Source organism: Pseudomonas sp. CFBP13508 (assembly GCF_005233515.1).
GTDB classification, from domain to species: domain Bacteria; phylum Pseudomonadota; class Gammaproteobacteria; order Pseudomonadales; family Pseudomonadaceae; genus Aquipseudomonas; species Aquipseudomonas mercuritolerans.
This window is the reverse complement of the sequence record NZ_QFZZ01000002.1, coordinates 763,983-790,808: the sequence shown is the minus strand read 5'-3', so window position 1 is coordinate 790,808 and position 26,826 is coordinate 763,983. Positions and strand designations below refer to the sequence as shown.

At 58.3% G+C, this 26,826-nt stretch carries 21 protein-coding genes and 1 pseudogene; 15 read left to right on the top strand and 7 right to left on the bottom strand.

Translation table 11 applies throughout. From position 1 onward, the window contains the following. Positions 1-83: 83 nt before the first annotated feature. From PspCFBP13508_RS07985 to PspCFBP13508_RS07960, 6 genes and pseudogenes are all read left to right on the top strand, one after another. On the top strand, positions 84-1,973 hold the full coding sequence (locus PspCFBP13508_RS07985) for a DUF1302 domain-containing protein (RefSeq protein ID WP_137214141.1): 1,890 nt from the start codon (positions 84-86) through the stop codon (positions 1,971-1,973). Between the two features lie 27 nt (positions 1,974-2,000). Next, positions 2,001-3,365 (top strand): DUF1329 domain-containing protein, encoded by a 1,365-nt coding sequence (locus tag PspCFBP13508_RS07980; protein ID WP_130912308.1) that lies wholly within the window; start codon positions 2,001-2,003, stop codon positions 3,363-3,365. 343 nt (positions 3,366-3,708) lie between these two features. Further along, on the top strand, positions 3,709-6,444 hold the full coding sequence (locus PspCFBP13508_RS07975) for a LuxR C-terminal-related transcriptional regulator (protein ID WP_137214140.1): 2,736 nt from the start codon (positions 3,709-3,711) through the stop codon (positions 6,442-6,444). A 141-nt stretch (positions 6,445-6,585) separates the two neighbouring features. Next, positions 6,586-8,226: a hypothetical protein gene (locus PspCFBP13508_RS07970; RefSeq protein ID WP_137214139.1), complete on the top strand. Its 1,641-nt coding sequence runs from the start codon at positions 6,586-6,588 to the stop codon at positions 8,224-8,226. A gap of 54 nt (positions 8,227-8,280) precedes the next feature. After that, positions 8,281-8,914: pseudogene (locus tag PspCFBP13508_RS07965) on the top strand (MBL fold metallo-hydrolase). Between the two features lie 120 nt (positions 8,915-9,034). Further along, positions 9,035-9,769, top strand: a complete 735-nt coding sequence (locus tag PspCFBP13508_RS07960; protein ID WP_016773250.1) for an OmpA family protein — start codon at positions 9,035-9,037, stop codon at positions 9,767-9,769. A gap of 226 nt (positions 9,770-9,995) precedes the next feature. Here PspCFBP13508_RS07960 and PspCFBP13508_RS07955 read toward each other — a convergent pair whose 3' ends face one another. Beyond that, positions 9,996-10,430: a DUF1043 family protein gene (locus PspCFBP13508_RS07955; RefSeq protein WP_016773251.1), complete on the bottom strand. Its 435-nt coding sequence runs from the start codon at positions 10,428-10,430 to the stop codon at positions 9,996-9,998. 144 nt (positions 10,431-10,574) lie between these two features. Here PspCFBP13508_RS07955 and PspCFBP13508_RS07950 point away from each other — a divergent pair, with 144 nt between their 5' ends. From PspCFBP13508_RS07950 to zapE, 3 genes are all read left to right on the top strand, one after another. Further along, on the top strand, positions 10,575-11,204 hold the full coding sequence (locus PspCFBP13508_RS07950; protein ID WP_130911281.1) for an alpha/beta fold hydrolase: 630 nt from the start codon (positions 10,575-10,577) through the stop codon (positions 11,202-11,204). Positions 11,205-11,228: 24 nt separating this feature from the next. Next, entirely contained in the window at positions 11,229-12,584 is a 1,356-nt protein-coding gene (locus tag PspCFBP13508_RS07945; protein ID WP_137214138.1) for a tryptophan--tRNA ligase, read from the top strand. Between the two features lie 90 nt (positions 12,585-12,674). Further along, positions 12,675-13,769, top strand: coding sequence for a cell division protein ZapE (gene zapE, locus PspCFBP13508_RS07940; protein ID WP_016773254.1), 1,095 nt, complete (start codon positions 12,675-12,677; stop codon positions 13,767-13,769). A 45-nt stretch (positions 13,770-13,814) separates the two neighbouring features. On the opposite strand, the gene PspCFBP13508_RS07935 is transcribed toward zapE, so the two are convergent. From PspCFBP13508_RS07935 to PspCFBP13508_RS07915, 5 genes are all read right to left on the bottom strand, one after another. Next, positions 13,815-14,801, bottom strand: coding sequence for an asparaginase (locus tag PspCFBP13508_RS07935; RefSeq protein ID WP_137214137.1), 987 nt, complete (start codon positions 14,799-14,801; stop codon positions 13,815-13,817). Positions 14,802-14,867: 66 nt separating this feature from the next. After that, complete coding sequence (locus tag PspCFBP13508_RS07930) at positions 14,868-16,025, bottom strand: hypothetical protein (RefSeq protein WP_241669499.1); 1,158 nt, start codon at positions 16,023-16,025, stop codon at positions 14,868-14,870. Positions 16,026-16,087: 62 nt separating this feature from the next. Next, a complete protein-coding gene (locus PspCFBP13508_RS07925) occupies positions 16,088-16,975 on the bottom strand; it encodes a nitrilase family protein (protein WP_130910253.1) in 888 nt (295 codons plus the stop codon). A 176-nt stretch (positions 16,976-17,151) separates the two neighbouring features. Beyond that, positions 17,152-19,101: an FAD-dependent oxidoreductase gene (locus tag PspCFBP13508_RS07920; protein ID WP_137214135.1), complete on the bottom strand. Its 1,950-nt coding sequence runs from the start codon at positions 19,099-19,101 to the stop codon at positions 17,152-17,154. 183 nt (positions 19,102-19,284) lie between these two features. Then, entirely contained in the window at positions 19,285-20,181 is an 897-nt protein-coding gene (locus tag PspCFBP13508_RS07915) for a GlxA family transcriptional regulator (RefSeq protein WP_178084480.1), read from the bottom strand. A 250-nt stretch (positions 20,182-20,431) separates the two neighbouring features. Here PspCFBP13508_RS07915 and PspCFBP13508_RS07910 point away from each other — a divergent pair, with 250 nt between their 5' ends. After that, positions 20,432-21,568: an acyl-CoA dehydrogenase family protein gene (locus PspCFBP13508_RS07910; RefSeq protein WP_073473472.1), complete on the top strand. Its 1,137-nt coding sequence runs from the start codon at positions 20,432-20,434 to the stop codon at positions 21,566-21,568. 156 nt (positions 21,569-21,724) lie between these two features. Here PspCFBP13508_RS07910 and PspCFBP13508_RS07905 read toward each other — a convergent pair whose 3' ends face one another. Beyond that, a complete protein-coding gene (locus PspCFBP13508_RS07905; protein ID WP_024014253.1) occupies positions 21,725-22,765 on the bottom strand; it encodes an NADP(H)-dependent aldo-keto reductase in 1,041 nt (346 codons plus the stop codon). A gap of 244 nt (positions 22,766-23,009) precedes the next feature. Here PspCFBP13508_RS07905 and rplM point away from each other — a divergent pair, with 244 nt between their 5' ends. From rplM to PspCFBP13508_RS07880, 5 genes are all read left to right on the top strand, one after another. Next, a complete protein-coding gene (gene rplM / locus PspCFBP13508_RS07900) occupies positions 23,010-23,438 on the top strand; it encodes a 50S ribosomal protein L13 (protein ID WP_007917032.1) in 429 nt (142 codons plus the stop codon). A gap of 14 nt (positions 23,439-23,452) precedes the next feature. Beyond that, positions 23,453-23,845: a 30S ribosomal protein S9 gene (gene rpsI / locus PspCFBP13508_RS07895; protein ID WP_003228056.1), complete on the top strand. Its 393-nt coding sequence runs from the start codon at positions 23,453-23,455 to the stop codon at positions 23,843-23,845. A 273-nt stretch (positions 23,846-24,118) separates the two neighbouring features. After that, the gene (gene petA, locus PspCFBP13508_RS07890; RefSeq protein ID WP_007917031.1) at positions 24,119-24,712 is read left to right on the top strand and encodes a ubiquinol-cytochrome c reductase iron-sulfur subunit; all 594 of its coding nucleotides are present in this window, start codon (positions 24,119-24,121) and stop codon (positions 24,710-24,712) included. Then, complete coding sequence (locus tag PspCFBP13508_RS07885; protein WP_024014252.1) at positions 24,712-25,923, top strand: cytochrome bc complex cytochrome b subunit; 1,212 nt, start codon at positions 24,712-24,714, stop codon at positions 25,921-25,923. The genes petA and PspCFBP13508_RS07885 overlap by 1 nt, the downstream gene beginning before the upstream one ends. Beyond that, the gene (locus PspCFBP13508_RS07880; RefSeq protein ID WP_024014251.1) at positions 25,923-26,705 is read left to right on the top strand and encodes a cytochrome c1; all 783 of its coding nucleotides are present in this window, start codon (positions 25,923-25,925) and stop codon (positions 26,703-26,705) included. Before PspCFBP13508_RS07885 ends, PspCFBP13508_RS07880 begins: the two co-directional genes overlap by 1 nt. Positions 26,706-26,826: the final 121 nt, after the last annotated feature.

Genomic DNA, 26,826 nt, shown 5'->3' with positions numbered 1-26,826 from the left:
TCGGACAGCCCTGGCGCCCGGTCCTCCACAGCGTTTTTAAAAGTACTCACTGCCATAACAATAATGCACATGGAGTAGCGTCGATGACCTCAGCAAACCAGTTCTGGCGCCGGGCGAAACTGCCTCTGGCGGTCAGTCTTGCCTCCTCGCTCGCCGGGCCTGCATTCGGCGTCAGTTTCAACGTCGGTGAAATCGAAGGCCAGTTCGACTCGTCCCTGTCGATCGGTGCCAGTTGGTCTACTCAGAGCCCGAACAAGAACCTCATCGGCGTCAACAACGGCGGCCGCGGCCTGTCGCAGACTTCCGATGACGGGCACGCCAACTTCAAGAGCGGCGAAACCTTTTCGAAGATCTTCAAGGGTATCCATGACCTTGAATTGAAATACGGCGACACCGGCGTGTTCGTCCGTGGCAAATACTGGTACGACTTCGAACTGAAGGACGAGAGCCGCGAATTCAAGGACATCAGCGACAGCAACCGCAAAGAGGGCGCCAAGTCCTCCGGCGGGCAGATCCTCGACGCCTTCGTCTACCACAACTACGCGATTGCCGATCAGCCGGGTTCCGTGCGTCTGGGCAAGCAGGTAGTGAGCTGGGGTGAAAGTACCTTCATCGGCGGCGGTATCAACTCGATCAACCCGATCGACGTTTCCGCATTCCGTCGTCCTGGCGCCGAGATCAAGGAAGGCCTGATTCCGGTCAACATGTTCTATGTGTCGCAGAGCCTCACCGATAACCTCTCCGCCGAAGCGTTCTACCAACTGGAGTGGGACCAGACCGTCGTCGATAACTGCGGCACCTTCTTCTCCCAGCCGGACATCGTTGCCGACGGTTGCGACAGCAATCTGCGCGTACTGAACAAGCGTTCGCAGATTCCGGCCGTCGCTTTGGGGCCGTTGGCCGCCAACGGTGTCAACGTCGACGAAGAAGGCGTGCTGGTGCGCCGTGGCCCGGACCGTGACGCGCGCGACAGCGGTCAGTGGGGCGCATCCCTCAAATACATGTTCGAGCCACTCGACACCGAGTTCGGCGCCTACTTCATGAACTACCACAGCCGTGCGCCGATCTTCAGCGCCACCGGTGCCCCGCAATCGGTCTACAACACCGCTGCCGGGTTGCCGGGGCCGTTTGCCGCACTCGCACCGCTGCTGGTTGCGGGCAACTCCAATTACTTCATCGAATACCCGGAAGACATTCGTCTCTACGGTCTGAGCTTCTCCACCACCCTGCCTACCGGTACGGCGTGGAGCGGTGAGATCAGCTACCGTCCGAACGCGCCGGTACAACTGAACTCCACCGACATCCTGTTTGCCGGCGTGCGTCCACTGGGCGGCGCGCTGACCAACGCTTCGCTGCTCACTGGCGTGCCGGGTCAGGATCTGCATGGCTATGAGCGCAAGGAAATCACCCAGATCCAGACGACGTTCACGCACTTCTTCGATCAGGTCATGGGTGCCAGTCGTCTGACCCTCGTCGGTGAAGTCGGCGCGACCTACGTCGGTGGCCTGGAAAGCCGCTCCGACAAGCGTTATGGCCGTGACCCGGTCTACGGTCCGGGTGAGTTGCCGGCCACTGGCACAGTCGATACCTGCGCCAACATCCTCAACAACAGCACCATCAACGGCGCCGGTCCCGGTTCGCCGCAGAACAACCGCAGCCGCAATTGCGAAAACGACGGTTTCACCACGTCGATGTCGTGGGGCTACCGTGGTCGGGCGATCTGGGAATACAACGACGTGTTTGCCGGTGTGAACCTCAAGCCGAACGTGGCCTGGTCCCACGACGTCAGCGGTTACTCGCCAGGCCCTGGCGGCAACTTCGAGGAAGGTCGCAAAGCGGTCAGCCTGGGTGTCGATGCCGAATACCAGAACACCTACACCGCGAGCCTGGCCTACACCAATTTCTTCGACGGCAAGTACACCACCGTGGACGACCGCGACTTCGTGGCGCTCAGCTTCGGCGTGAACTTCTAAGCACTGCATTTCAGGACGAACGAATTTATGAAAATAACAAAGAGTCTGTTCCACGCCGGTGTTCTGGGCCTGTCGCTGCTGGCGACCAGTGTCATGGCGGCGGTGCCTGCTGCCGAAGCGGATAAACTGGGCAAGAGCCTGACGCCGATGGGCGCGGAAATGGCTGGCAATGCCGACGGCTCGATCCCGGCCTGGAAACCAATGCCAAAAAACGCCGGCAGTGTCGACAGCAAAGGCTTCCTGTCCAACCCTTACGCCAGTGAGCAGCCGCTGTTCACCATCACTGCCAAGGATGTCGACAAGTACAAGGACAAGCTTGCCCCGGGCCAGTACGCGATGTTCAAGCGCTACCCGGAAACCTTCAAGATGCCGGTCTATCCGTCCCATCGCGGTGCCACCGTGCCGGATGACGTATTCGCTGCGATCAAGAAGAACGCCACCAGCACCAACCTGGTGTCCGGCGGCAACGGTCTGGAAAACTTCGATACCGCCGTGCCGTTCCCGATCCCGAAAACCGGCGTGGAAGTGATCTGGAACCACATCACCCGCTATCGCGGCGGCAGCGTGACCCGTCTGGTGACCCAGGCCACGCCGCAACCGAACGGCTCGTACAGCCTGGTGTACTTCCAGGATCAGTTCGTGTTCCGCGACAAGATGAAGGACTACGATCCGGCGAACCCGGGCAACATCCTGTTCTACTTCAAGCAGAAAGTGACCGCGCCGGCGCGTCTGGCCGGTGGCGTACTGCTGGTGCACGAGACGCTCGATCAGGTCAAGGAGCCGCGTTCGGCGTGGGTCTACAACGCCGGGCAGCGTCGTGTGCGCCGTGCACCGCAAGTGTCGTATGACGGCCCGGGTACTGCCGCCGACGGCCTGCGTACCTCGGACAACCTCGACATGTACAACGGTGCGCCGGATCGTTACGACTGGAAGCTCGAAGGCAAGAAAGAGATGTACATCGCCTCCGACAGCTACAAGCTCGACGATCCGAAACTGAAGTACTCGGACATCATCAAGGCCGGTCACATCAACCAGGACCTGGCTCGCTACGAGCTGCGCCGCGTCTGGCACGTGGTCGCGACCCTGAAGGAAGGCCAGCGCCACATCTACGCCAAGCGTGACTTCTACATCGACGAGGACACCTGGCAGGCAGCGGTCATCGACCACTACGACGGTCGTGGCCAACTGTGGCGTGTAGCCGAGGCACATGCCGAGAACTACTACGACAAGCAAGTGCCGTGGTACGCCCTCGAAACCCTCTACGACCTGCAGTCCGGCCGTTATCTGGCACTGGGCATGAAGAACGAAGAGAAGCAGGCGTATGACTTCGGCTTCACCGCCACCACCAGCGACTTCACCCCGGCCGCTCTGCGTCAGGATGGTGTTCGCTAAACCTGCGTAAACCCGAGGCCGCACCCTCGTGAAAACGCCCCGACCGGTTCGGGGCGTTTTTTTGCGTGCGGTTTACGCCGCACCGCTCATGTAGGAGCTGCCGAAGGCTGCGATCTTTTGATCCTGTTTTTGATTCTGGAAAAAGCAAAGTCAAGAGATCGCAGCCTTCGGCAGCTCCTACACGGATTCATCGTGGTCGCGATTGGTCGGTGATGCCGGATTTTGGCGGCGCTGTGTAGCCTTTTTGTAGCCATTTGTAGCAGTGACCTTCATTACCTCTTCGTTTAAGGCTAGGCTGCGGACATCTGCAACGCCGCCAATCGCCTTCGAACAAGAGCCGGCCATGACTGATCTGTCCCCACTTCCGGGTCCCGCAAGCATCACCGTCGCAGCACTGGACGGGCGTTTTTTTCGCCCACCGCTGCCTGACGGCTATGTCCTGCGGCCGCGCCTTTGCCAGCGTCTGCAGGCCGGGCTCGATGGTCGGTTACTGTTGGTCAGCGCCCCGGCCGGGTTCGGCAAGAGCTCGCTGGCGGTGGAGTTCTGTCAGAGCCTGCCGGCGCATTGGCAAAGTCTCTGGCTGGGCTTGAGTCCGCGTGACAGCGATCCCGGACGTTTTCTCGAGCGCTTGCTCGAAGGTCTGCAAGACTATTTTCCTGCGTTGGGCGCTGGTGCCCTCGGCCTGTTGAAAATGCGTCAGCGCCATCAACCATTCGCGTTCGAAGAGTGGCTCGACGGTCTGCTCGATGAGCTGGCGCTGCACCTCGATCCAGCCGCACCGTTGCTGCTGGTACTCGATGACTACCACCTCGCCCAGGGGCCGGTGCTGGACCGGTGCCTGCAATTCTTCCTCAATCATCTGCCCGATGGCTTGCTGGTGATGGTCACCAGTCGTCAGCGCCCGGACTGGCATCTGGCGCGTCTGCGCCTGTCGCGGCAGTTGCTTGAGCTGCACGAACAGGACTTGCGCCTGACCCACGACGAAGCCCTGACTTTGCTCGACCGCCACAGCAGCTCACTGCGCGGCGAAGCACTGGAAAGCCTGATCCAGCGCAGCGAAGGCTGGGTCGCCGGTCTGCGCTTCTGGCTGCTGGCGGTGGCCGAGGCGGGCAACGATGCCGCGCTTCCGCAAGCGCTGAATGGCGGTGAAGGGCTGATACGCGATTATCTGCTCGAAGAAGTCATCGATTGCTTGCCAACCGAAGTGCAATCCTTCCTCTACGAAACCGCACCGCAGGAACGCTTTTGCAGCGAGCTGTGCGACGCGGTCCGCGAAGCCCATGACAGCGCCGAGATCCTGCGCTTTCTGCTCGCCCACCAGGTATTTCTGGTGCCGCTGGACGAGCACGGTCACTGGTATCGCTATCACCATTTGTTTTCTGACTTGTTGCGCAGCCGGCCAATCGCCCAGGCGATGGTGCCCAACGCCACCCTGCATTTGCGCGCCTGCCGCTGGTTCAACGCACAGGGTTTGCTCGACGAAGCGGTGGAGCAGGCGTTGCGTGCCGGGCATCTCGATGTCGCGGCAAATCTCGTACAGAACCTGTCCGAAGAACAGCTGCTCGCCGAGCAGAACGTCGGCATGCTGCTGCGCTGGAAAATGGACTTGCCCGACAGCCTGCTGATCAGCACGCCACGGCTGATCGTGCTCTACAGCTGGGCGCTGGGGCTGGCCTGTCAGCTCGACGCCGCTGAAGAGCTGGCCAGCCATTTGAGCCGCTTCCTGCCGGCGCCTTCGGCCACGGCGCAGAAATCCATGCTGGCGCAATGGCTGGCGCTTAGCGGGATCATCGCTCGCGGGCGCGGCCATCGCGAACTGACCCTGCGCTATTGCAGCGAAGCGCTGGAGAGCCTGCCGGCCAAGCGTTACGGCCAGCGCCTGATGTGCCTGTCGACCTTGTCCAATCTGGCGATCGCCGACGGTGATCTGTGGCGCGCCCGTGGCCTGAACCGCGAATCGCTTGAGCTGGCGCAGCGGGTCGGCAATCCGTTATTTGAAGCGTTGGCGCATTACGACAGGGCGCGGGTTCTGCAATCGCGGGGCGAGATTCAGCGCGCGCTGAATGAAGTGCATCAGGGCCTGGAGCGCTTGCGCGGTCTGTCGCCGCAACGCCTGTACGCCGTGCGCGCGCGGCTGACGTTGTACGAAGGTTTCCTGCTGGCGATGCGTTTGCAGCCGCAAGCCGCACGCGTACGCCTGCTGGCCGGCATTGGCGAGGCGCGGGCCTGTCGCGACATCAGCGTGCTGATCGGCCACTGCGTGATTGCCCGCCTCGACGGCGCCAGCGGCGAGTTCGCCAAGGCCTTCGCCGAACTCGCCGAAGCCGAACGCCTGATGCACATCTGGGACGTGCCGCCGATCTACTACCTGGCGATGATCACCCTGGTCAAATGCGAGCTGTGGCTGGCCCAGGGCCGCATCGATCTCGCCGAGGCGTGGCTTGCGCGCCTGGGCCAGACCTACACCGGCGAACACGCCGCTGCACCGCCGGAGTTTCATCCGCAGCTGCCGCTGCATGTGGAGCTGCAACAGGCGCTGCTCGATGTAATTCAGGGCCAACCGATGCTGGCCGAAGGGCGCTTGAACGTGTTGCATGAAAACGGCCAGCGGACCGGGCGGCAGTTGCTAAGCGTGATGGCGTTGACGCAGAAGGTGACGCTGTTGCTGTCGAATGGGCGCGAACCGGAAGCCCGCAAAACGTTGAGCCAAGCTCTGGAAGCCGCTGCCGGCGGCGTCTTCCAGCCCTTCGATGCGCTGCTGAAAAGCCATGCCGACTGGATGCGCGGGCAATTGCAGGCACTCTCCTGCAACGCGGTCAGCCAGCAATTGCTCACGCATTTCCCAACAGCCGCGCCGCGACCGAGCGTAGAAAATTCAACGACCGAACAACTCAGCAGCCGGGAATTGGCCGTGCTGCGCCTGATCGCTCAAGGCTGTTCCAATCAGGAAATCAGCGAGCAGTTGTTCATTTCCCTGCACACGGTGAAAACCCACGCCAGCCATATCAATAGCAAGCTCGGGGTTGAGCGGCGTACGCAGGCCGTCGCTCGGGCAAAGGAGCTAGGGGTTTTGCACTAACACGGGTTCTACCAGCGGAAACTGTTTCGCTATAATTGGCTGGTGAAGTCTTTTGTTTATTGATAGTCGAGATTGTGTATGCGGTGGTATGGACTTGAGCGAGGAGCGCTCCTGGCTATTAGGGATCTTCTGAATACTCCCTTGTCATTTAATGCGGTCAGTTATGTAGAGCGGACGTTTAAGCCGGAATATGTGATTGCCAATCCGCAAGTATTTCAACTGGCATTGCTGTTTGATCAGGAGAAGATGTCGATATATCCTAAGGTCAGTGGTGTCGTCAACGCTTTGGAGCAAACCAGGAAAGCTAATGTGCATGATGTTGCATCCGCTGTGTTGCCATTTCTTCATGAAATTAAAGGCGGGGCAGCGACAAAAGAAATCTCTTGCGCATTGGCGGTTCGAGCTTGTGATTCGGTAAACCTCCAACTCGACAGGATGTTGGAATCGTTTGAGGTTTTTCAGTGTTGCGGTGAGGATTTTAATGCCCAAGGACTTTCTAAAGTTCTCTCTTTTTATTTGTTAAGTGAAGTTTTATTCTTGGTTTTAACGGGTGTGGCGCATGTAACGTTCACATCGGACAGCGTACGAGTGATAGCCGCTGATCAGGAGGTGGTCGCTCAGTTGCACAGGAAGTGGTTCGCCAATTATCTGGAGCAAACCAGTGCGATATCCAGTCTCGCGTTATTTGATCCAGTCGTAAAAGGTTTCCAGAATAGTCCCGAGTTTGGAAAGGTCATTTCTTTGCTCGGACAAAATCTGCGGGACAAGATTTTTGCAATACCAGCCGGGGAATTGCCCGGTAGGCTCGCCAGGCTGGAATCAGTAAAGTGGATAAATAAGCTATGTGACTTAACAGCCCTTATTATGTGGTGTCAGATTAAAAATGAAATGATTGAAATGCCATTTGAGTACTTGGATAAGATCTCTTTATGCAAGGCGGATATCGATTGGTTGAAAGATTTTCTGAAAGATAGAGCGCTGCCGGATCGAGTTTTTATTTTTGGTAATAATGGCGTTCGTATAGATAACCCGACAGTTACAGTGCAATTGCGTAGTATTTTTCATGACGTTGCCAGTAAGCTGTCCGATGCCCGCCTGAATGAGTTGTTGGGGATGTTTTTTGAAAAGCATTACATCGCCAGATATTTCGATTGTGAGGAACTTTCTGGTTGTTACGTAGTTCATCCCGGGTTGTCATGGGATATGAAAGCGGGTGATGCATTCGATCTTGATGTGGATATGATTATTGAAGACTTGTCCCGCAAGCATTTTTTCTTTGTGCAAGTGAAGTATTTGCGTGCGGGGGGGAAGGCTTATCTCGCTGGCGATTTAGATTATGTTCGGACTAATAAACTATCAAAGGGTCTGATGCAATTGGACGGTGCCCGGCAAGCGCTGGAATGTGGATCATTGAACGATTGGCTTGGCGAGGCAGGCTTGTCGTGCAATTCAGATAACTCATCATTTTTGCTTATACACAATGTTACAAACTTTGATTTTTGTGTTTGGCCGTCAGGCGTTGTTTCATATGAATGGAATACTCTTAGAAATTTATTAAAAAAAGGACAGGTTATACATGGGCATAGCCAGACTACTCCTGAGCAATGGAATGCAGCAAGCGTCCTGCCAATTGAAGAACCCGATAAGGTGATTCAGCATTTTATGCATAATGTTCCGGCGGGTGTTATGGGCGGTGTGAACTCGTTGTTTGAAAGTGATCACGTGAGTGTAACGTTCTCTGTAGCAGATAAAACGATAGAGTGCCAAGGCCTGGGTCTTTAGCTAGGTGGGACATTAGAATATGAAAAATGGTGATCTTTCTTGAAGGACTGTTTAATGAATGTTTCCCTCATCCGCGAAACCTTCCCCGTCGGCCCGCTCCAGTGCAACTGCACGATCATCGGCGACCCGATCACCAAGAAAGCCATCGTCGTCGACCCGGGCGGCAACCCCGACCTGATCATGGCGCGTCTCGATGCCCATGGCCTGAAAGTCGTCAGCATCATCCACACCCACGCCCATCTCGATCACTTCCTGGCTTCCGGCCAAATGAAGGTGAAGACCGGCGCCTTTGCATCTGCACAAGGAAGACCAGTTCCTCTGGGACAATCTGGAGATGCAATGCCAGATGTTCGGCGTGCCTTACACCCCGGTGCCATCGCCGGATCGCTGGTTGAGCGATGACGAAGAGCTGGCCTGCGGTTGCGGCGTGGCTTTGCACACGCCGGGTCATACCCCCGGTTCCATGAGCTTTTGGTTTTCCGAGGCTAAGCTGTTGATAGCCGGCGACACGCTGTTTCGTCGCGGGGTTGGGCGCACGGATTTGTGGGGCGGCGATCAGGCGACCATCGTGCGTTCGATCAAGCAGCGGCTGTATACGCTGGACGAGGACGCGACGGTTGTCACCGGGCACGGTCCGGACACGCGTCTGGGTGATGAGATGCGCGAGAACCCGTTTGTACGTGCCTGAATTTTTTGTCACGGGCAGCGGGCGGAATTTTTAGGCATTGTCATGATCCAACGCCCGCGCAGGTCCATTGATTGATCAGTGGCCGCTGCACCACAGAATGCAAAAAACCAGGAGCTCTCCATGTTCACCACGCGTCGTTTGATTATTGTCGCTACTGCCGTGGCCGTGCTGTCCGGCTGCGCCTCGCCTAATCCGTATGACAATCAGGGTCAGGCCGACGGTGGCTCGCAAGGCATGAGCAAAACCGCCAAATACGGTGGCCTCGGTGCGCTGGCCGGTGCACTTGCCGGTGCCGCCATCGGTCACGACAACCGTGGCAAGGGCGCCTTGATCGGCGCTGCTGTCGTCGGTGCTTCCGCAGCAGGCTACGGCTACTACGCCGACCAGCAGGAAAAGAAACTGCGCGCGAGCATGGCCAACACTGGCGTTGAAGTGCAGCGTCAGGGCGATCAGATCAAGCTGATCATGCCGGGCAACATCACATTCGCCACCGATTCGGCGAACATCGCTTCCAGCTTCTATCAACCGCTGAACAACCTGGCCAACTCGCTGAAAGAGTTCAACCAGAACCAGATCGAAATCGTCGGCTACACCGACAGCACCGGCAGCCGCCAGCACAACATGGACCTGTCCCAGCGTCGTGCGCAGAGCGTCGCGACCTACCTGACCTCGCAAGGCGTCAGCGGTGCCAACCTGTCGGCCCGTGGCGCCGGCCCGGATAACCCGATTGCCAGTAACGGTGACGTCAACGGCCGCGCGCAGAATCGCCGGGTCGAGGTCAACCTGAAAGCAATTCCGGGTCAGCAGTATGGTGGTCAGCAACAACAGCCGGGTACGGTGCAGCAGTATCCGTAAGCGATTGCCTGGATGAAGAAATGCCCGGTCTTGTGATCGGGCATTTTTTTGTGTCGCCTGTAGCGGCCCTTTCGCGAGCAGGCTCGCTCCCACATTTGAAATGCATTCCCCTTGTGGGAGCGAGCCTGCTCGCGAAGAGGCCGGCAAGCGCAGCGAAGATTGCAGATACAAAAAAGCCCCCGGACACATCACTGTCCGGGGGCTTTTTGTTCGCAGCGAAACCCGATTACTTCTTCAGACCATAATGCTCATCAAGCATGCCCGGCGAATTCGGGCTCTTCGGTGCGTAATCACGCGGTGGCTCCTGATCGCGCGGTGGCGTCAGGCGTTCACGTGGTGCCTGCGCTGCGTCGGCGTGCAGGGCGGCGATCAGGCGCTGGCGGGTCTGCTCGTCCAGGGCCAGGCGATTGGCGCCCTCGGCGAGATGATCCTGCACTTCCTGATAGCTCTGAGTGAGCTTCTTGACCAGCATCGCGGTGCTGTTGAAGTGGGTGACCACTTCGTTCTGGTAACTGTCGAAACGCTCCTGGATATCATCCAGTTGACGCTGCGTGCGGCTCGGTGCGGCGTTCGGCGCAACGCGCGCGATCAGGAATCCAATGGCGACACCCACAACCAGGGCAAGAGTCGGTAACAACCAAACTAAGAGCGAGTGTTCCACGAGTCCTTCCTCTATAAACGGCTTTGCTTTACGTTAACGGCTCGAACCTGCGCTGTATACCGCGATTCACTCGCAATAGATTGGCACAGACAATTTGCTAGACGAGTCGACCCGATTCGAGGTCACGGAGTTCCTCCCTTGCTGATGCGTGAAACCCCTGTAGTGATTGACGGCCCGGTGGGTCAATTGGAAAGCCTTTACCTGGATAACGAGCAGCCACGCGGCATCGCGCTGATCTGCCATCCGAACCCGGTACAGGGCGGCACCATGCTCAACAAGGTCGTCTCGACCCTGCAGCGCACCGCGCGTGACGCAGGCCTGATCACCTTGCGTTTCAACTATCGCGGCGTCGGCGCCAGCCAGGGCACGCATGACATGGGCACCGGTGAAGTCGACGACGCCCAGGCCGCCGCCACATGGCTGCGGGAAAAACACCCGAATCTGCCGCTGACCCTGTTCGGTTTCTCCTTCGGCGGATTTGTTGCAGCAAGTCTCGGCGGCCGTCTCGAAGCCCAAGGCGTCCAGCTTGCCCACCTGTTCATGGTTGCCCCGGCGGTGATGCGTCTGGGCGAGCAGGATCAACTGCCGCAGCACGGCGGGTTGACCGTGATCCAGCCGGAAACCGATGAAGTCATCGATCCGCAACTGGTCTACCAATGGTCGGAACAACTCCAGCGCCCCCATGAGCTGCTGAAAGTGGCAGAATGCGGACACTTTTTTCACGGCAAGCTGACCGATCTCAAGGATCTGCTGCTGCCGCGTCTCTCGAATTGATTGCAGTCTGACAAGCGATTACCCATGACCAACCGTACCCGCATTCTCACCGGCATCACCACCACCGGCACGCCGCATCTGGGCAACTACGCTGGCGCCATCCGCCCGGCAATCCTCGCCAGCCGCGACAGCCAGGCCGATTCGTTCTATTTCCTGGCCGACTACCACGCCTTGATCAAATGCGATGACCCGGTGCGCATCCAGCGCTCGCGTCTGGAAATCGCCGCGACCTGGCTGGCCGGCGGCCTCGATGTTGACCGCGTGACCTTCTACCGCCAGTCCGACATCCCGGAAATCCCCGAGCTGACCTGGCTGCTGACCTGCGTCGCCGCCAAGGGCCTGCTCAACCGTGCGCACGCCTACAAGGCCTCGGTGGACAAGAACGTTGAAACCGGTGAAGACCCGGATGCCGGCATCACCATGGGCCTGTACAGCTATCCGGTGCTGATGGCGGCGGACATTCTGATGTTCAACGCGCACAAGGTGCCGGTCGGTCGCGATCAGATTCAGCATGTGGAAATGGCCCGCGATATCGGCCAGCGTTTCAACCATCTGTTCGGTCAGGGCAAAGAGTTTTTCACCATGCCCGAAGCGCTGATCGAAGAAAGCGTGGCCACCTTGCCGGGCCTCGACGGTCGCAAGATGTCGAAGAGCTACGACAACACCATTCCGCTGTTCTCCAGCGCCAAGGAAATGAAGGACGCGATCTCGCGGATCGTCACCGACTCCAAGGCCCCGGGCGAAGCGAAAGATCCGGACAACTCGCACCTGTTCACCCTGTTCCAGGCCTTCGCCACACGGGCGCAGGCCGACGAATTCCGCAGCGAACTGCTCGGTGGTCTGGGCTGGGGTGAAGCGAAGAATCGCCTGTTCCAGTTGCTCGACAACGAGCTGGGCGAGGCGCGCGAGAAGTATCACCAGTTGATCGAGCGTCCTGCGGATCTGGAAGACATTCTGCAGATCGGTGCGAAGAAGGCTCGTGCGGTTGCGACGCCATTTCTCAACGAATTGCGCGAAGCTGTCGGCCTGCGTTCTTTCGTCAATCAGGTTCAGGTCGCCGCGACTACCAAGAAAAAAGCCGCGAAGGCCGCGCGTTTCGTCAGCTTCCGCGAGGACGACGGCAGTTTCCGTTTCCGTCTGCTGGCAGCCGATGGCGAGCAACTGCTGTTGTCGCGCAACTTCGCCGACGGCAAAACTGCCGGCCAGGCGACCAAACAGTTGCAGTCCGGCGAGCCGCTGGACGTGCGTACTGAAGAATTGAGCTTCAGCGTCTGGCTGGCCGGTGAGTGCGTGGGCGACAGCCCGGCGTTTGCCGACATCGGTGCGCGGGACGCCGCCATCGAGGCGTTGCGCGTCGCGCTGACCCCGGCTCAGGACTGATCGGCGGCACGACCCGACCAAGGGCCGATTGCCATTCCCACAGGCCGTCGCTACAGTGACGGCCCGTTTTTGTTGCCTTGCTAACGAATTATGACGCCCCTAGAACGATATCAAGCTGATCTGAAACGCCCGGACTTCTTCCATGACGCCGCGCAGGAAACTGCCGTGCGTCACTTGCAGCGTCTATACGACGACTTGATCGCCGCTGACCAGAACAAGCCGGGTCTGCTCGGCAAGCTGTTTGGCAAAAAGGATCAGGCGCCGGTCAAGGGCCTGTATTTCTGGGGCGGCGTCGGTCGCGGCAAGACATACCTGGTCGACACCTTCTTCGAAGCGCTGCCGTTCAAGGAAAAGACCCGCACGCACTTCCACCGCTTCATGAAGCGCGTGCACGAAGAAATGAAGACCCTGGGCGGCGAGAAGAACCCGCTGACCATCATCGCCAAGCGCTTCGCGGCCGAGTCGCGGGTGATCTGCTTCGATGAATTCTTTGTCTCCGACATCACCGACGCGATGATCCTCGGCACGCTGATGGAAGAGTTGTTCAAGAACGGCGTGACCCTGGTCGCGACGTCCAACATCGTTCCGGACGGTCTGTACAAGGATGGCCTGCAACGTGCACGTTTCCTCCCGGCCATCGCGCTGATCAAGCAGAACACCGAGATCGTCAACGTCGACAGCGGCGTCGATTATCGTCTGCGTCACCTCGAGCAAGCCGAGCTGTTCCACTATCCGCTCGATGAAGCCGCGCACGAAAGCCTGCGCAAGAGCTTCAAGGCACTGACACCGGAGTGCACGGCGGCGGTGGAAAACGATGTGCTGATCATCGAGAACCGCGAAATCCGCGCTCTGCGCACCTGCGACGACGTGGCCTGGTTCGACTTCCGTGAACTGTGCGACGGCCCGCGCAGCCAGAACGACTACATCGAACTGGGCAAGATCTTCCACGCCGTGCTGCTCAGCGGCGTCGAGCAGATGAGCGTCACCACCGACGACATCGCCCGCCGCTTCATCAACATGGTCGACGAGTTCTACGATCGCAACGTCAAGCTGATCATTTCTGCCGAAGTCGAGTTGAAGGATCTGTACACCGGCGGACGCCTGACCTTCGAGTTTCAGCGCACGCTGAGCCGACTGCTGGAGATGCAATCCCACGAATTCCTGTCGCGGGCGCACAAGCCTTAAGCGGAGTTTCGGCAAGGAAAAGGGCCTGCGATTGCAGGCCTTTTTTTATGGGGCCAGTTCAGCGAGGCAGGTTTCCAACGTTGATTGCTGTTGGCAGCCAACCAGAAGCCACAGCAGAATTCTCGCTTTGCGCGGGCATAGGAACCCAGCCATCAGGGCACCTTTGCGCGTCATATCGATTTCACTGCCGACGAAGCCATAGGTCGCTTGCGCCGTCGCGCCACAACCGGTGCGGGTGGCGATGATCACCGGAATATGCCGGGCAATCCCTTCGATGACGTTGGCCCAGTTCGCTGAGACATGACCGGCGCCGAAGCCAGCGATCACCAGGCCGGCGTAACCCAGCTCCACAACTTTCTCTAACAGCAGACTGTCTGCACCGAGCGAAGCTTCCAGCAAAGCAATATTCTGGCGGGTGTTTTGCGGCATCGGCAAAACATGGCGCGCAATCGGGGGATGGAAGTAGCGCGGTGCGCCTTCGACTAACAAGCCGGCAGGGCCGGTCAAGGGCGAGGCGAAGGCGTGCATGGCCATTGAATCGACCTTGCGCACGCTATTGGCGCGGTGAATCTCGCCGTTGATAACCACCTGTGCTCCGCGCCTATGACTGCATGCCGCCAATGCAACGCGACCGGCATCCAACAGGTTTGCCGGGCCGTCAGCGCCCGCTTGCATGGCAGAGCGCATGGCACCAGTCAGCACCAGTGGCTCGTCGTGCGCCCACAGGTAATCGAAGAAAACAGCGGATTCCTCCAGAGTGTCTGTGCCCTGGATGATGATGACTGCGGCCACGCCTTGACTGATCTGCGCGTTAGCCCAGGCCAATACGTTCAAGAGGTAGGCGAAATCCAGCGAAGCGCTGGGTAACAGACCGAAAGTCTCGACGGTTGCTCGTGCGAGCACATTCAACTCCGGCACGGTGTTCAGCAACGCTTCGCCGGACACCGCCGGAACGACGCCTTGGCCGTCTTGCGTCGATTGCATGCTGACAGTGCCGCCGAGAGCGGCAATGGCCAGTTTTGGCAGTTCCATGTGATACCTCGCGAATAACCGGCTGTTCTGGAGACGATCCAGAAGCCAGCCGGGGCAGGGATAAAGTCAGTGGCTGGCGAGCCATCCAACGATTGGCAGGATCAAAAGCGTACTGAGGGCCATCGACAACACATTGCCGATAAAGCCATGCATAAAGCCTGGCAGCCTCTGCGCGAGCGCGCAGGCCAATGGCGGAGCGATCAGGGCGCCGAGCAGCGCACTGGAAATGATCACTTGCCATTCGCCGCCGTAGGTGAGGATCGCAGCCGGAACCACGGACACCAGCGGTACGTAGGTCGGGTACCAGCCACGCGCCATCCACTGCTTGCGCCAGATCACCACGCCCAGTGCCGACGTCAACGCCTGACCGGCCAGCAGTTGCGGCAGCAGACCGGTGCCGTAGACCGGGCTCATTGGGTTGAGTGTAAATGCGAGCAACGCGCCGACAATCAGTCCCAGGCTCGCCCACTCATTGCCGAAGAAAGGTGCTTCGGAGAAATCCGCCAAGACCCGGCGCATGCTCCATACCACGCCATAATCCGGCGCCCTGCCGGACACGGTGACGCTGAATTCCTCGGCAGCCGGATCGGGCTGCGCTGATTTCACCAGGCTTGGCACGTAGCGACAAAGCACGAAGGCGCCGATGCTGGCGATGGCCATGCCCGAAACATTGCCAATCACCACGGGCAGACCGAGTGGGTTACATACGTAATTGACCATCAGCAGGCACAGCGGTGTCACGCACAGTGCGCCCATGATTGCGCCGTTAATGGCAACTTTCCAGCCGGCACCGAACATGAGCACCATGGCCGCAGGCAACGACACGAATGCCGCAAAGGTTGGCTGCCAACTGGTGGCGGTGACAGTCCAGCCCCATAGCAGATTGCTCAGCACCAGGCCCAGCAATGAGCTTGTGACCAGCCACGGCCAGAGCCCGCTGCCGTAACAGATGGTGAAGCCTTGCCAGGCTTTTCCCGTTCGATTCGCCCAATAGCCCAGATATGCACCAGCCAGCAGGCCGATCGAGGCAAACTCATGTTTATAGAATGCTACCTCGCTGATATCCCCGAGCACCCAGCGCAGCCAGGCAGCAGCGTCGGGAAAGCTCGAAACCATATGGCTGTAGTCCGGCCAGCGCGCCGACCACAACGAATGATGGGTGAGCGATAGCCAGCCAATCAAAACCGTCGCACCCAGAATCAGGCCGATAATGGTGCTATCCATCGCGGTTCTGGCCACGATTGTTTTGCGTTGCTTTGCGTGAATGTCCATAGCCCGGCCTCCGGTTAACGCGGCAGGCACGGATGCTGGGTGTAACCGAGCATTCGATCGTAGACATCACACCGCCGATCACGGTGCAGGTCGTTCAGGTCATTCCAGATCGGCGCACTGCGCGAGCTGGTCAAATCGATATCGGCGTAGAGAATCTCCTGCTGATCGGCGGATGCAACCCGGCCAATCGGCCAGCCGTTGGTGCCGGCAATCAAAGAGCATCCAAGGTAGCGAGCACCGCGCTCTTCGCCGATTCTGCTCGCCGCCGCGATAAACACATTGTTGACATGCGCTGCGGTCATGGTCAGGTACGAGGCCATGCATTTGCCGGCCTCGTCGAACAGTGGCGGTGGCGTCCAGACCCAATTGTTCAGGCTGCAGATAATGTCCGCGCCCTGCTGGCTGAGGATTCTCGGGACTTCGGGAAACCAGATGTCCCAGCAGATCAGCAGACCGATGCGACCGATCGGCGTTTCGAACACCGGGAAACCGCTATCGCCTGCAGTGAACCAGAGCTTCTCCAGATTCCACAGGTGCGCCTTGCGATATTTGCCGATGAAACCGTCAGGTCCCAACAACACGGCTGTGTTGTACAACCGTGCCCCTTCGCGCTCGGTCAGCCCTGCCACCAGATACACCTGATGCTGGCGGGCAAAATCCTCCCATCGGCTCACGCTCGGCCCATCCGGAACCGATTCGGCGTGATCGAACGCATCCTGTCGAGTGCGAAAGAAATAACCAGTGTTTGTCAGCTCGGGCAAAACGATGAGGTTGGCACCACCATTGACCGCCTGCAGTGACAACTCCAGGCTGTTGCTCAGATTCGCTGCACGATTTTGCGTACCGACCTGCGGATCACATTGCACAACCGCAATACGAACAGGGCTTGTTGACTCGCTCATTTTTCATGATCCCTTATTGTTGTTTTCACGCCATCGGGTGGCGGGGAACATAAGAGTCGAGTCAGCAGTGGAAGGTAAGTCGGCGCTTTCCGGTTAGGTTGTAGTACGCCTCCTAGGACGATTAAACGCATATCGACGGTGCACGCTCAGGATGCCGAATTGCATGACTGAAAGCTTCATGGTCCGGCCTGGTAGTGTGGATAGTCGGTTATCTGGAAGCCGCCATTGAACTGCGCCGAGGTTTTTTCGCAAATATGAATCACCGCATCGATAGCGCCGCGAAAGCAGGGCTCGGTCCAGCCGGCATCCACTGAAAACGACTCGCCAGAAAGATACAGCCCGGAAACACTGGAATAGTCGCGGTTGTATTTCATCAGGCTTACAGCGTCGTAGTAGGCGCCGGGGCGGTAAAGTTTGGCGCACCCAAGCGAGTTCTTGTCGGTGATCCAGCGCTGTACGACGGCCTGATTCAGGCCAATGAAGGGCGAGATGCGCTGCCCGATATTGCTGCAGTTCATCAGGATTCGATCAAGTTCTTCGGCACATTTGGCGACCAGCTCCTTGTCGCTGAAACAGCAGAGTTTGGTAGCGTCATCCTCCCAGGTATAACTGAGAAGAATGCAGTCATAGCTGTAGTGATCGTTATAGCGGTAGGTATAAACATCGTGGATAAAACTGTCCGTGACGATCGCTTGGGGGATGGCGGTATTGCCGGACAGGAAGGATTTCTTCAGCGGCGCGAACACTTTGCAGCTGGTTTCCCAATGCGCAGTCTTGTACGCATTGATCGTTTCGAACGGCAGCATTTGTACCGTGAAGTTTTCAAGCCTGATTCGTGTTTCGATCAACCACGAAGGCAGCGTCATGATCACGGAGTCATAATCGCTGAAATGTTCCTGAGTCTGCTGGGAGCGACTTTGCTTCCAGTTGTAGTAGACACGGGTTTTACCGCTGTCGAGCTTTTTCAGCCGAGTGACGGAGCTATCAGTCAGCAAACCTTCGCGGTATTGCAGGCTGTGCTCGTGGAAAGACATCGCTGTTTCATCAGGTTTGATGAACATAAGGCTTTCACTCAGCGCCGCGAGACCGAGGTAGCGCGGGCCTTCGAACTGCAGCCCGGTTGAATCGAAAACCGCATTGCTGCGGATATGCGGTGAGTCAGGCAGGGGATCGCCTTTTTCATCTACCCGACCCAGCACCAGTTGCAAGTGACTGCTGAACCCGAATATGGCAGTGCGCAGCGGGTACAGCGCACAGACGTCATAAAATGCGCCCCAGCTGCCGTCGCCAATGCCGATGGCATAAAAAATTGCCGATTCCTCTGGCGACATTCCCATCCCGCCAAAATCCCCCGGGGCTTCTTTTTCCCACTGTTGTAACGCCGGCATACTCACCAGATCACGGAAGGAAACGGCGTGATACCTGCAGACAATAGCTGCCCACACTGACTCCCATTCCTCGCTCGCATAACTGTCGCAAACGTGTCGGGTCATGCGGTCGGCGAATCCTCTCCATTTTGCATATACCGCTTGCAGGTCCTCGCCAGGAGGGCGGGTCTGACCGTCGGCGTTTTTCCAGATGAGCATTTGCGGCGAAGTCTGCTTTGACAGGCTGCCCTCGCGCAGATAAATGCCAGTGGATTTGACCCATTGGCTGCCGGGATTGGCAAAGTCTGACAGTGCCAGGTCGAAAATCGTCGCGTAGTAGGCCATCAGCGAGCGACCGTCCTTCGGCGATTCTCCTTCGCGATTGAACAAAGGCATGCGCATTGCGCCCATTTCGAATGGGGTATGGCTGGCCTTGGATTGGGGGCTGCCGGGAACGGTCAGGTGCCTGCCGCCGATTCGCGAGGACTGTTCGATCAGAGTGATCTGGGTGAAGCCGCAGCGCAGCAATTCTCTTGCTGCCGTCAGGCCTGTGATGCCTGCGCCGATGATGCAGATTCGATGGCTGGAATCAGTCGCTCGGGCGATTCCGCCTGGCTGCTCCAGTAACGCGCGGTAGTCAAAACACAGGTCCGGTGGATTGGGGAAACGGGCTTTCCATTTGTCCTGTGGCGAACGTTTTTTGCGTTTTTCAAGGCCGGGAGCCTGCGAGGGATAGTTGTAGCTGGAGCCGATGGTCACTGTTGATCTTCCCTGATGCGATGTGCTTGGGAAGTAGTCTGCTCGGCGCAGCCGCGTCTGAACAGTCGTAAAACACAGCCAGACGTTGTTCTGTTTTCGTTCATTTGTGTCGGACGAATCACAACTTACAAGCCGGTCCCCGTGGAAGGACTACACCCACAGGGACGTCAGTCTGGCGGAGGGTTACGCAGCCTGCTGAAACTGCTGCCGGTACTGGTTAGGCGACAGTTCAGTGTGCTGGCGGAACAGTCGCGCGAAGAAGCTTGCATCGTCGTAACCGACCTCGTAACTGATGGTCTTGATGCTCTTGCGTGTGCCCGAGAGCAGGCCCTTGGCTGTCTCGATGCGCAGGCGCTGCAAGTAGTGCAGCGGTTTGTCGCCGGTGGCGGTCTGGAAGCGGCGCATGAAGTTGCGGATGCTCATGCCGTGCTCGCGGGCGACGTCTTCGAAGCGGAACTTGTCGGCAAAATGTTCTTCGAGCCACTGCTGGATCTGCAGGATGATCACGTCCTGATGTAGCTTCTGCCCGCCGAAACCGATACGTCCCGGTGAGTAGCTGCGCTGCACTTCGTAAAGGATGTCACGGGCCACGGCTTGCGCCACGTTCGCGCCGCAGAAGCGTTCGATCAGATAGATGTAGAGATCGCAGGCCGAGGTCGTGCCGCCGGCGCAATAGAGATTGTCGGCGTCGGTCAGGTGCTTGTCCTGATTCAGATAGACCTTGGGGAAACGCTCGGCGAAGGCGTTGAAGAAGCGCCAGTAGGTAGTCGCTTCCTTGCCGTTGAGCAGCCCGGCTTCGGCGAGCCAGAACACTCCGGTGGCTTCGCCGCATAACACCGCGCCGCGTGCATGCTGTTCGCGCAGCCACGGCATGATTTGCGGGTAACGGCTGCACAGCGTGTCGAAATCGTCCCAGAACGCCGGAAGGATGATCACGTCGGCGTTTTCCAGGCCGCCGTCGACCGGCATGACCACGTCGCTGAAGCTTTTTACCGGTTTGCCATCCGGGCTGACCAGGCGAGTTTCGAACGCCGGTGTCAGACCGTGGCCCAGTTGTTTGCCGTAACGCAGGCTGGCCACATGGAAAAAATCCTTGGCCTGCATGAGGGTGTAAGCGAAAACCCGGTCGATGGCCAGGATGCTGACGCGCCGCAAGGGCGGGGAGACGTGCTTAGACATAATTCAACTTTTGTTTTGTTTTTATAAGGGAAAGTGGTCACCAGACGGCTGGATCGTCTTATTTTTTGTCGGATGTGTCCAGTGTCCCGTAGCAGAAGTCGGGCTTAGTCTCTGAGAGCCGAATCCCTCCAACAACATAGAAAGGTGCCGCATGATCCCCAGAACCCTGTTCAGTTCCGAGCACGAATTGTTCCGCGACAGCGTGCGAACTTTCCTCGAAAAAGAGGCCGTGCCGTATCACGCGCAGTGGGAGAAGCAGGGGCACATTGATCGCGCACTGTGGAACAAGGCGGGAGAGGCGGGGATGCTCTGTTCGCATCTGCCGGAAGAGTACGGCGGCCTGGGCGCGGATTTCCTCTACAGCACCGTAGTGATCGAAGAAGTCGGGCGTCTGGGCCTGACCGGCATCGGCTTTTCGCTGCACTCGGACATCGTCGCGCCCTACATCCTGCATTACGGCAGCGAGGCGCTGAAACACAAATACCTGCCGAAACTGGTCTCGGGCGAAATGGTCACGGCGATTGCCATGACCGAGCCTGGCGCCGGTTCCGACCTGCAAGGGGTGAAAACCACGGCGGTGCTCGACGGTGACGAATATGTGATCAACGGTTCGAAGACCTTTATCACCAACGGCTTTCTGGCTGACCTGGTGATAGTGGTGGCCAAGACCGACCCCAAGGCTGGGGCCAAGGGCACCAGTCTGTTTCTGGTGGAGGCGAATACGCCGGGCTTCGAAAAGGGCAAGCGCCTGGAGAAGGTCGGCATGAAGGCGCAGGACACCTCGGAACTGTTCTTCCAGGACGTGCGCGTGCCGAAGGAAAACCTTCTCGGCCAGGCGGGTGCCGGGTTTGCCTATCTGATGCAGGAGTTGCCGCAGGAGCGCCTGACCGTGGCGATTGGCGGTCTGGCCTCGGCTGAAGCAGCGTTGCAATGGACGCTGGATTACACCCGTGATCGCAAGGCGTTCGGCAAGTCGATCGCCGATTTCCAGAACACCCGCTTCAAACTGGCCGAAATGGCCACCGAGATCCAGATCGGCCGGGTCTTCGTCGATCGCTGCCTGGAGCTGCATCTGCAGGGCAAACTCGATGTGCCGACCGCTGCGATGGCCAAATACTGGGGCACCGATCTGCAATGCAAGGTGCTCGACGAGTGCGTGCAACTGCATGGTGGCTACGGCTTCATGTGGGAATACCCGGTGGCCCGGGCGTGGGCGGATGCGCGGGTGCAGCGGATTTATGCCGGCACCAATGAAATCATGAAGGAGATTATTGCGCGGTCGCTGTGATGATCGTTCCCACGCGCAGCAAAGGAATGCCGCCGGGGACGCTCCGCGTTCCGCTGTTGAGGTAATCCGACTGGCCTCTTCGCGAGCAGGCTCGCTCCCCCAGGGGATCACCGTACCTGTGGGAGCGAGCCTGCTCGCGAAGCTTTTGGCGGTCAGTTATGGCGCGGGGTTCGGGTGATCCTTGTGAATCGCCTCGATCCCGGCCAGCACTTCATCGGACAGTTTCAGATCAAAACTGGCAATGTTGCTGTCCAGTTGCTCAAGCGTCGTCGCGCCAATGATGTTGCTGGTGACGAACGGTTGCTGGGTCACGAAGGCCAGGGCCATTTGTGCCGGGTCCAGACCGTGTTCACGGGCCAGGGCTACGTAACGGCTGCACGCCGCCTCCGATTGCGGGTTGAAATAGCGGCTGAAGCGGCTGTAGAGGCTAAGGCGGCCTTTCGGTGGACGGGCGCCGCCTTCGTACTTGCCGGAGAGGAAGCCGAACGCCAGCGGCGAATAGGCGAGCAGGCCGCACTGTTCGCGGATGGCGATCTCGGCCAGGCCGACTTCAAAGCTGCGGTTGAGCAGGTTGTACGGGTTCTGGATCGATACCGCACGCGGCCAGCCACGCGCTTCGGCCAGAGCCAGAAAGCGCATGGTGCCCCACGGCGTTTCGTTGGACAGACCAATGTGGCGGATCTTGCCGGCCTTAACCTGCTCGTCGAGGGCTTCGAGGGTGTCTTCCAGCGGCGTCAGGTTGGCTTCGATCTTGTGCTTGTAGCCCAGCTGCCCGAAAAAGTTGGTGCTGCGTTCCGGCCAGTGCAATTGATACAGATCGATGTAATCGGTCTGCAGGCGCTTGAGGCTGCCGTCCAGTGCTTCGGTGATGTGCTGGCGGTTGTGGCGCAGGTTCTTGTCGCGGATGTAGTCGATGGTGTTGCCGGGGCCGGCGATCTTGCTGGCGAGGATCCAGTCGGAACGGTCACCGCGACTCTTGAAGTAATTGCCGATGTAGCGCTCGGTGGTGGCATAGGTTTCGGCTTTGGGCGGCACCGGGTACATTTCGGCGGTGTCGAGGAAATTGATCCCCGCTTCTTTCGCCCGCTCGATCTGGGCGAAGGCTTCAGCCTCAGTGTTTTGCTCGCCCCAAGTCATGGTGCCGAGGCAGATTGCACTCACGTTCAGGTCGGTACGGCCTAGCTGGCGATAGTCCATCGGGTGCTCCTTGGGCAAAACAATCATAAAAGCAGGTTGAAAAAATTTTCGCAATCTGCATAATTGCCGACCTCTTTCTGCAGTGGAAGTGATGCGCCGCCGCCGAAGAATCTTGCCGTTGAACGGACGCGCCGACCCGAGCCCCCGAAAGCGTCTGTATCCGGCTGCCTTTGACTTGTCAAAGTACGCACTATTCAGTAAGATCCGCCGTCTTATTTACAGGCGGCCCCTGAGGCTATAAAGAATGAAAACTTTTACTGCTAAACCGGAAACAGTAAAGCGCGACTGGTTTGTCGTCGACGCTGCTGGTCAGACCCTGGGTCGTCTGGCCACCGAAATCGCGAGCCGTCTGCGTGGCAAGCACAAGCCTGAGTACACTCCTCACGTTGACACCGGCGACTACATCGTCGTCATCAACGCCGAGCAGATCCGTGTTACCGGCGCTAAAACCACTGACAAAATGTACTACTCCCACTCCGGTTTCCCGGGCGGCATCAAGTCGATCAACTTTGAAAAGTTGATCGCCAAGGCCCCTGAGCGCGTGATCGAGACCGCGGTTAAAGGCATGCTGCCTAAAAACCCACTGGGTCGCGACATGTACCGTAAGCTGAAAGTCTATGCGGGCGCTGCTCACCCTCATACTGCTCAGCAGCCCCAAGAACTGAAGTTTTAACGGAATAGTACATTATGTCGGCGACTCAAAATTACGGCACTGGCCGTCGCAAGACCGCAACCGCACGCGTTTTCCTGCGTCCGGGTACTGGTAACATCTCCATCAACAACCGTTCGCTGGATAACTTCTTCGGCCGCGAAACTGCCCGCATGGTAGTTCGTCAGCCGCTGGAGCTGACCGAGACTGTCGAGAAGTTCGACATCTACGTCACCGTGATCGGCGGTGGTGTAAGTGGTCAGGCTGGCGCAATCCGCCACGGCATCACTCGCGCACTGATGGACTACGACGAAACCCTGCGTAGCGCTCTGCGCAAAGCTGGCTTCGTTACCCGCGACGCCCGTGAAGTTGAACGTAAGAAAGTTGGTCTGCGTAAAGCGCGTAAGCGTCCGCAGTACTCGAAGCGTTAATTCCGCTTCCACGTTCAAAAAAGAACGCCCGCCTCCTCACGGAAGCGGGCGTTTTTTTATGCCTGCGATTTATCAAAGAATTGCGTTGTGACAACTTGCCACAGCCGTAGACCCCCTATACTCCAAGGCTTAAGGGGCTGAGCCCCGGGGAATTAACCTTGTCAGAATTGGGGGTTTTCATTACCATTCGGGCAAAATTTTTATAAGTAACATTTGATTTATTTAGTAGACGCCTGATTTAACAGGCCAAAAAAGCTGATGGGAGAGGACTGAATGAGCAATGACGGCGTGAATGCAGGCCGGCGTCGCTTCCTGGTGGCAGCCACATCCGTAGTGGGTGCTGCAGGAGCGGTGGGGGCTGCGGTCCCGTTCGTGGGGTCATGGTTTCCCAGTGCCAAGGCGAAGGCCGCCGGTGCACCGGTGAAAGTGAATGTCAGCAAAATCGAGCCAGGCCAGCAAATGATTGCTGAATGGCGCGGCCAGCCGGTGTTCATTGTCCGCCGTACCGAGGAAATCCTGGGGAATCTCAAGAAGATCGAGGGTCAGCTCTCCGATCCGACCTCCAAAAACTCCACGCAACCCACTTATGTCGACCCGGAAGTACGCTCGATCAAGCCGGAAATTCTCCTGCTGATCGGGATCTGTACCCACCTGGGTTGTTCACCGACCTTCCGTCCCGAAGTGGCACCTGCGGATCTGGGCAAGGACTGGGTAGGCGGCTATTTCTGCCCGTGCCACGGTTCCCACTACGATCTGGCTGGCCGCGTCTACAAGTCGCAACCTGCGCCTTTGAACCTGCCAGTTCCCCCGCATTCCTATGAGACCGATGACCTGATTGTCATTGGCGTCGATACGGAGAAAGCGTGATGAGCAAGTTCATGGATTGGGTTGATGCGCGCTTTCCCGCGACCAAAATGTGGGAAGACCATCTCAGCAAATATTACGCACCAAAAAACTTCAACTTCTTCTATTTCTTCGGCTCGCTGGCACTGCTGGTGCTGGTCAACCAGATCGTCACCGGCGTCTGGCTGACGATGAGTTACACGCCGTCGGCAGAAGAGGCCTTTGCTTCCGTTGAATACATCATGCGCGACGTCGAGTACGGCTCGATCCTGCGTCTGCTGCACTCGACCGGCGCTTCGGCGTTTTTCATCGTCGTCTATCTGCACATGTTCCGCGGCCTGCTCTACGGTTCGTACCAAAAACCGCGCGAGCTGGTCTGGGTGTTCGGCATGCTGATTTACCTGGCACTGATGGCCGAAGCGTTCATGGGTTACCTGCTACCGTGGGGCCAGATGTCCTACTGGGGAGCCCAGGTGATCATCTCGCTGTTCGGTGCGATTCCGCTGATCGGCGATGACCTGACCCAGTGGATTCGTGGTGACTACCTGATCTCCGGAATCACCCTGAACCGCTTCTTCGCCTTGCACGTGGTCGCGCTGCCGATCGTGATTCTCGGTCTGGTGGTCTTGCACATTCTGGCGCTGCACGAAGTCGGTTCGAACAACCCTGACGGCGTCGATATCAAGAAGCACAAAGACGAAAACGGCATCCCGCTGGACGGCATTGCGTTCCACCCGTACTACACGGTGAAGGACATTGTCGGCGTTGTGGTGTTCCTGTTCATCTTCTGCTTCATTGTGTTCTTCTTCCCGGAAATGGGCGGCTACTTCCTCGAAAAACCAAACTTCGAGCCGGCCAACCCGTTCAAGACGCCTGAGCATATTGCTCCGGTCTGGTACTTCACTCCGTTCTACGCAATCCTGCGTGCGGTGCCGGACAAACTCCTGGGCGTTATCGCCATGGGTGCGGCGATTGCGGTGCTGTTCGTGCTGCCTTGGCTGGATCGCAGTCCGGTGAGATCGATGCGCTACAAGGGCTGGCTGAGCAAAATCTGGCTGGTGGTGTTCTGCATCTCCTTCGTGATTCTTGGCATCCTTGGCGTTCTGGCGCCGACGCCGGGGCGCACGTTGCTGTCGCAGGTCTGCACCTTCCTGTATTTCGCCTACTTCATTCTGATGCCGTTCTACACCCGGCTCGAGAAGACCAAACCGGTTCCGGAAAGGGTGACTGGCTGATGAAAAAGTTATTTCTTGCTCTGATTTTTGCTGCGCTGCCTTCCTTGGTTTTTGCTGCCGAGGGTCATGGTCCGGAACTGGAAAGTGTCGATATCGACGTCTCCGACAAAGCCGCTCTGCAGGATGGTGCGCGGACCTTTGCCAACTATTGCATGGGTTGCCACAGTGCCAAGTTCCAGCGTTACGAGCGCGTCGCCGATGACCTCGGCATCCCGCACGAGTTGATGCTGGAGAAGCTGGTGTTCACCGGTGCCAAGATTGGCGACCACATGAACATCGGCATGCAGCCGGCCGACGCCAAGACCTGGTTCGGCGCAGCGCCGCCGGACCTGACTCTGGTAGCGCGAGTACGCGGCACCGACTGGCTCTACGGTTACCTGAAGTCGTTCTACGAAGATCCGGCGCGTCCATGGGGCGTGAACAACAAGGTCTTCCCGAACGTCGGCATGCCTAACGTGCTGGTCGGCCTGCAAGGTCGTCAGGTCGTCGGCTGCAAACAGGTGCAGATCGTCGAGGACGGCAAGAAGCAATACGATCCGCTGACCGGCACGCCGCTGACCCATGAAGCGTGCGATCAGTTGACCATCGTGCCGAAGTCCGGTGCTCTGAACGAAGAGCAGTTCGATGAGAAGGTCAAGAATCTGGTAACCTTCCTGGCTTACTCGGCTAACCCGGTTAAGCTGCAACATCAGCGCATCGGTACTTACGTCTTGCTGTACCTGGCGTTCTTCTTTGTGTTCGCCTACCTGCTCAAGCGTGAATACTGGAAAGACGTGCACTGATACGCTTCAAGCATTGCTGTTAATCGCGCGCGCCCAAGGGCGCCTCCGCTAAAGCAGGATCTGCTCAGTCAGACCCTGCGGGAGGTGCCCTCTGGGCGCGCGCGTTTTTCCGGTTCCGACA